We start from the raw sequence: 5,705 nt of genomic DNA on the forward strand, positions 1-5,705 counted from the left end.
GGCTCCGGCGGACCGGAGCCTGCCACGCCGGTGGAGCGGGGACGGTCAGCTGCTCAGCGCGGTGATCGTGAGGGTCGCGCGGTAGCCGCCCTTCTGGACGGAGTCCGGGATCTTCAGGTCCAGGTCGGCGCCCAGCTTGGCCGTGCCGCGGGCGTGCCCCTGGGGGGCGGAACCGAGGCCGCGGGAGACGGCCAGGCCCTCGCCCTTGCCGTCGTAGCCGGAGGGGACCCGCACGCCGGCCTTGGCGCCGGCGCCCTGGTCGAGGACGTACGGCGTCCAGCCGAGGTAGGAGCCCGCGAACGTCTTGCCAGCGTCCTTGAAGGCGCTCACGTCGGCCGACACCGCCCACGGGGAGAGCGAGCGGCGGGTGTCCGACACGAGGATGGGGTTGATCTTGCCGGAGGCGGTGAAGTGGTCGCCGTTCTCCTCCTTGGCGGTGCCGAGGTCCACCAGGCCGTTGTAGCCGTCGATGGTCCAGCCGAACTCGCCCGGAGCAGCCTTGGGCACGTTGACCTGGAGGGACTGGCCGTCACCGTTGTACGGGTGGACGCTCACCTTGTCGACGACCGAGCCGACCGGCTGGTCCGCGGTGGTGTTCTTGCACCAGTCGCCCTTGGAGACCTGGGAGTTGGGGGCGTCGCAGCTGCCGCTGCGGATGTTCTCCACGACGAGCTTCTCGTCGCGCACCTGGACCTTGACGTAGCTGCGGACGTGCTCCTGGTTCTGGACCGAGTTGTACCAGTAGCCGTCCGGGTTCAGCGGGTCGGCACCGTTGCCCGCGCCGCTGGTGCCGCTGGAGTCGGGCGCGGTGATGTCGTAGTACTTCGACCCCGAGGCGGAGTTGGCGGTGACGTAGAGGACGCCGCCGGGGCCGGGGTAGACGTCGGCCGCGCCGGGCTGCTCCTTCGGGTCGGCCTTCTCGCCGTTCTTGATGAGGTAGCTGCGGGAGTAGCTGTGGTCATGGCCCTGGAGGACCAGGTCGACGCCCAGCTGGGAGAAGGTCGTGGGGAAGTCGACCCGGCGGGCCTTGTTGTCCTTGTCCTTGGCGTGCGAGGCCGGCGAGTAGATCGAGTGGTGGTAGACGAGCACCTTCCACTTGGCCTCGGAACCGTGCTGGTTGATGACGTCCGTGACGTACTCGGTGTGCGCCTCGTCGCCCCCGCCGCCCTGGGAGGTGGCGTAGCTGTTGCTGTTGAGGTCGATGAACAGCACATCCTTGTAGATGTACCAGTAGTTGCCGCCGGAGGTGTTGGACGCCGGGTCGCCGTTGGCGTACAGCGAGCCCGAGCGGTCCGTGTTCGGCGTCGAGAAGTGCTGCTCGTACGCCTTGCCGCCGACGTCGTGGTTGCCGATGGTGGCGGCCCACGGGTACTGGCGCAGTTGGTCGGGCGCCAGGAAGGAGTTCCACTGGGACTCGTTGTTGGCGCTTTCGACCTGGTCGCCGCCGGAGACCAGGATCTCGGCCGCGGGGTTGGCCTTGGTGGCCACGTCCAGGGTGTCCTGCCAGCCCGCCTGGTCCTGCGCCAGGTCGCCGGAGGAGCCGATCTGCGGGTCGCCGAGGAAGAGGAAGTCGTACTCGCCCTCGAAGTCCTGTGTCGTGAAGGAGTAGGCGGGGGACCAGTTGCCCTCCGTACCGACGCGGTAGGAGTAGGCGGTGTTCTCCTTGAGCCCGGTCAGGGTGGCGCGGTGGTTGTAGCCGCCGCTGGAGGCGATGTTCTTGGCGCCCAGGGCGTCGAAGGTGGCGGAGCCGGCCGGGAACGCGCCCCCGGTGAGCTGCGCGGTGGGGGCGAGCTGGACCTTCTGGGCGGTGTCGGCGGAGGAGTACCAGGCCACGGTGCGCTGGGTCTCGTCGGCGCCGACGCCGAGGACGATGCCGGAGACGGTGGCGGACCCGGCCGCGGCGGCGGGCGTGGTCTGCCCGCCCGCGAAGGCGACGGCCAGGCCGAGGAAGGCGGCGGTGGCCAGGCGGTGCCGCGCAGGCCCGCGGGCCTGCCGGAAAGAGCTCGATCTCATGAAGTGTCGTTTCTTCTGTGGGCAAACGGTGCGCATGTGGTGCACATGCCTGGGAGAACGCCACGGTCTCGGCACCAGATGAACGCCGCGCGAATGTGATCTTGGATGAGGCTGAACATCGCCGCCGGCCTGCGGTTCCTACGCCCCGGCCACCCGCTGGACGAACCAGACGAGCCCCATGGCGGCCACCCCCGCCGACAGGGCCCCGGTGACCCACCGGGCGGTCCTCGGTGAGCGGCGCCCGAGGAGCAGCAGCAGTGGGAACAACAGGGCTATGACGGCGAGCTGGACGACTTCGATGCCGATGTTGAAGACCAGCAGGGACCACAGCAGAGTCCATGACCAGGCCGCCTCGATGCCGAGCGCGCCGGCGAAGCCCAGACCGTGGACGAGGCCGAAGCAGAACACGACGCAGAGCCGGGTACGGCCCGCACGGTCCAGGGCGAAACGGTTCCCGTACTGCGGGCGGAGGTCCGTGGCGTGGGTGCCGCGCCCGCGGACGCGCCACAGGTGCCAGCCCGCGACCACGGCGATGGACAGCGCGATGACGGGCTCCACCAGTCCCGCCGGGACGTCGACCAGGCCCAGTGCGGCCAGCAGGAACGTCACGGAGTGGGCCAGCGTGAAACCGGTGGCGGCGAGGACGACTTCACGCGGGCGCCGGGACCCGGCGATGAGGGCGAGCAGGAACAGGATGTGGTCGGTCCCGGTGAGCAGGTGCTCGGCTCCCAGGCGGAAGAACTCCCAGAAGCGCTGCGTCCAGGACCGGCTGATCGAGAAGGACGGGTGGCCGGCGTCGAGGGCGGCGCTGCCGGTGTGACCCTCGACGGCGTAGGTGACGATCGTCTTGGTGTCCTTGACGTACCCCTCGGAGTCGGGGAAGAGGCCGCTGCGGACCTCGTACCCCCCGGTGCCGTGTTCGGGGCAGGTCCAGTCGAGGGCCAGCAGCGCGTAGGGCACGCCCTCCTCACGGCCCGGCCGGAATCCTCCGGCGGGAACGGGCGCGCAGGCGGTGCCGTCGGCGGTGACCGAGAAGCGCTCGGGGGCGTCGAGGGCCGCTGCCTGGGCGTCGGCGTCCCCGGCCTCGAACGCGTCGGTCCCGGCACGGAAGAGCGGGTCGTCGGATCCGGCGTCGGCGGCCGAGACGACGAGGAGGTCGTACTCCAGCTTCAGCTCGGTCCGGAGCGAGCCGTCGCCGGCGGTGGTGAGATGCGCGTACGCGGTCGAGGAGAAGCCGTGGGCGGCGGCCGGCCGTACCGGGCCGAGCAGGACGAGAACCGCCGCGGCGAGTGCGAGCAGGGGGCGGCGGACACGAGGTGACATGGGGCTCCTTGAGGTTGCCCGTGCACCGTGCTGGTCGTGGATGAACCGGTGACGACCGGTCAGCGAAGCGTGGGAAAACAAACGTTCGATGACGGGCGGCCCGATGGAGATCGCACGGAGCGAAGGAGCAGGATGAGGGAACAGCCGCCCCGTACCGGTCTCGTCCGGTCGTCCCGTCGGGTCCGGGGCCGGCACCGCGCCGCGGATTCGCCGCGGCCTTCCCCGGAGGACGATCGCCTTGCACCGCCCGCTCCTGGCCGCCGCCGTGGTGGTGGCCGCCGCCCTGCTCACCGGTTGCGCCTCGGGTGACGACTGGTCGAAACCGCGCCCCACCCCTTCCGCCGTCGGCGTCCTGGGCGCGGGATTCATCGGTGCGGACGCGTCCCCGGCACCGGAATCGACGGTCACACCGAGCCCCGGATCGTGGTCGGGGGTCCGCCCCTCGCCGGGCATGCGCGTCGTCCTGCTCACCGCGGGCGACGACCGCCCGACGAAGGCTCTGGTCGGGGCGGTGGAGGAGTGGGCCGGCGAGGAGGACGTGGACCTGCGGACCGTGACCGCTTCCGACGCCACCGACCTCCTCCCCGCCGTCACCAGGGCGCTGGACATGCGCCCGGACCTCGTCGTCAGCGCGGGCAACGACCTCGTCGACCCTCTGGCGACGGTCACCCCGAGCCATCTCGCGCAGCAGTTCCTGGTCGTGGGGGCGGAACTCGCCGAGCCCACGGAGAACGTGACGGCCGTCGACTGGTCGGGGGCGTCGTTCCGCGGGGAAGGGCTCGGCATGTCCTCGACGTACGACCCCGCCTCCTTCACCGGCGCCCGTTGCGCGGCCGCCGTGCGGGCGGGAGCGGCGGCGGTACTGAGCGGGCACACCGGGATCGTGGTGTGGCTGGACGAGTTCTAGCGCCGCAGCAGCCGAGGTTCGCCCCGTCGCGACGCCCGGCACGCGCCCCCGAGCTCTCGGCTTCGTTCGAGCAGGGAGGTACCCCCTTCGCCGCACCGGCCGAAAGCCCGAGTACATGCAGTACGAGGGCTTCCGGCCGGCACGCCGAGAGCACGCACCTGACGCCGCTCCTTTACGGACAAACCTTGGCTGACGCGGCACTGGCCAGAAACCGTCGGCAGGGTGTTCTCGGCCGGCGCATCATGGTCTGGTGGCCGGCGTCATGACCTGACCGCGACGAGCCCGGTGCAGCGCGGTCACCGCGGGCAGCGCCGCGTGGGCCGGGTGCCTGGACAACGGAGTCCGCGGCCTGTGGGCATGGTCGGCGCCGCCCCCTCCGAGGCGGGTGAGGAACATACGGGTCGATCTGGCGGAGCCCGGCGGGAAACAGCGGCCCCTCCCCGGCCCGGCGGGCAGTCTGGTACCGGCCGGCACTCACCGGCCTGACGGCATGACGGATCACTCCCCCGCCTAGCCCCTGGAGAGCAGCATGCGTATCGGATTCACCCTTCCCCAGATGGGCGCCCTGGCCCACCAGGCCCACGACATCGGCCGCTTCGCCAAGGAGGCCGAGGCGCTGGGCGCGGACAGCCTCTGGATCGGCGACCGGATCCTGGCCCCGGTCGAGCCCACCGTCGGCTACGCGGGCGGCGACGAGATCCCGGACGTCTTCCGGACCGTCCTCGACCCGTTCGCCGTCATGGCCGTGGCCGCCGCCGCCACGGAACGAGCCGAGATCGGGGCCAACGTCCTGCAGGCCCCGTGCTACGCGCCCGCCCTGCTGGCCCGCTCACTGACCAGCATCGACCTCATCAGCCAAGGGCGCCTGCTGCCCGGCTTCGGCATCGGGTGGTCCCCTGAGGAGTACCAGGCCGCAGGCGTGCCGATGCAGGAGCGCGGCGCCCGGCTGGACGAGACCCTGGACGCCCTGGAGGCCTGGTGGTCCACCGATCCGGTGGAGTTCGAGGGCACGCACACACGGATCCCGGCCACCCACGTGGGCCTCAAGCCCGCCCGCCGTCCGCGTCCGCCCATCCATCTCGCGGGGTACGCTCCGGCCGCGCTGCGGCGCGTCGCCCGCAGGGCGGACGGCTGGCTCCCCGTCGCCCGGTCGGGCTCGGAACCCTTCGTTGCGGACGCCGTCAACGCCCCTGTGGCGGAAGTCCGGCGGCTGGCCTCCGAGGCAGGCCGGGACCCGTCCGAAATCGGCCTGATCCTCCGGGTGTCCCCGGCCCCGGGAGCGACCGTCGACGAGGTCGTGGAGACGATCTCGGGCGCCGGGCGGGAGACCGACGTCGATCACTGCTTCGTGGAGCTGATGAACATCGCGCAGGACGTCGACCACGCTCTCGAACTCGTCCGCAAGGTACTCGACACGGCCCGCTGACCCGGGCCGAGCCGGCATCTGTCTCTTATACACATC

4 protein-coding genes are annotated in these 5,705 nt (G+C 71.4%); 2 read left to right on the forward strand and 2 right to left on the reverse strand.

What is annotated here, in order from left to right; translation table 11 throughout:
- Positions 1 to 45: 45 nt before the first annotated feature.
- The gene (locus tag IH13_RS0134120; protein ID WP_031090690.1) at positions 46 to 2,013 is read right to left on the reverse strand and encodes a purple acid phosphatase family protein; all 1,968 of its coding nucleotides are present in this window, start codon (positions 2,011 to 2,013) and stop codon (positions 46 to 48) included.
- A 138-nt stretch (positions 2,014 to 2,151) separates the two neighbouring features.
- Positions 2,152 to 3,336, reverse strand: coding sequence for a HupE/UreJ family protein (locus IH13_RS0134125; RefSeq protein WP_031090691.1), 1,185 nt, complete (start codon positions 3,334 to 3,336; stop codon positions 2,152 to 2,154).
- 238 nt (positions 3,337 to 3,574) lie between these two features.
- On the opposite strand from IH13_RS0134125, the gene IH13_RS0134130 reads away from it, so the two are divergent.
- Positions 3,575 to 4,243: a type 1 periplasmic-binding domain-containing protein gene (locus tag IH13_RS0134130; protein WP_031090693.1), complete on the forward strand. Its 669-nt coding sequence runs from the start codon at positions 3,575 to 3,577 to the stop codon at positions 4,241 to 4,243.
- A 529-nt stretch (positions 4,244 to 4,772) separates the two neighbouring features.
- Positions 4,773 to 5,669 (forward strand): TIGR03619 family F420-dependent LLM class oxidoreductase, encoded by an 897-nt coding sequence (locus IH13_RS0134135; protein WP_031090695.1) that lies wholly within the window; start codon positions 4,773 to 4,775, stop codon positions 5,667 to 5,669.
- Positions 5,670 to 5,705 lie beyond the last annotated feature (36 nt).

The organism is Streptomyces sp. NRRL WC-3549, assembly GCF_000721935.1.
In the GTDB taxonomy this organism is placed as follows: Bacteria; Actinomycetota; Actinomycetes; order Streptomycetales; family Streptomycetaceae; genus Streptomyces.